Below are 823 nucleotides of genomic sequence, written 5' to 3'. Positions count from 1 at the left end.
CCCCGCCTCCGTCGCCGACGCGACGGCGTCCCCGCAGTTCGCGGCGGCCCTCGCGCAGACCACTCTCGTCACCGTCCTCTGCGCCCCGGCGGTCCGCGGGCTCCTCGGCTGGCCCGGCTACATCGCCGCCGTCGCCACGCTCACCGCCCTCGCCGCGGTCATGCTCGTCCTGCGGCGCGGGCGGCTCGACTGGGAGGGCCTGCTGCCCACGAGCATCCTGGTGTTCCTCGGCTGGATCGCGCTCAGCGTGCTGTGGAGCGACTACACCTGGGCCACGGTCTCGAGCGTCGTCTACCAGTTCGCCCTGGCGTTCCTGGCGATCGCGATCGGCCTCACGCGCGACATCATCCAGATCATCCGCTCGGTCGGCGACGTGCTGCGGGTCGTGCTGATCGCCTCGCTGGCCGTGGAGGTGCTCTCGGGGGTGCTGATCGACCAGCCGCTGCGCTTCCTCGGCGTGGAGGGCCTGCTCGCGGTCGGCGGGCCGATCCAGGGACTCGTCGGCACGCGCAACCAGCTCGGGCTGGTCTGCCTGCTGGCGATCGTGACGTTCTCGGTGGAGCTGATGACCCGCTCCGTCGCCCGCGGGCCGGCCGTCGCCTCGATCGCCCTCGCCGCGGTCACCCTCCTCTTCACGCGCTCCGCCGTGAGCGCGGGCGTGCTCGCCGTGGCCGTCGTCGTCGCCCTCGCTCTGCGCTGGGTGCGCCACGGCGACGGCACCCACCGCCGTCGGCGGCAGTTCGCGGTGCTCGGCGTCGCCGCCGCGGCCTCCCTCACCGTGTGGCTCCTGCGCTACCGGGTGATCGAGCTGCTGAACGCGGGC

At 73.9% G+C, this 823-nt stretch carries 1 pseudogene; it reads left to right on the top strand.

The annotated features are described in order from the left end of the window. Positions 1 to 823 (top strand): annotated as a pseudogene (locus tag C5D66_RS17335) (exopolysaccharide production protein); the annotation flags it as partial.

It is taken from the genome of Rathayibacter sp. AY1B4 (genome assembly GCF_002932815.1).
Classification (GTDB): Bacteria; Actinomycetota; Actinomycetes; order Actinomycetales; family Microbacteriaceae; genus Rathayibacter.
The sequence above is the reverse complement of the archived record's forward strand: the minus strand, read 5'-3'. Positions and strand labels throughout refer to the sequence as shown.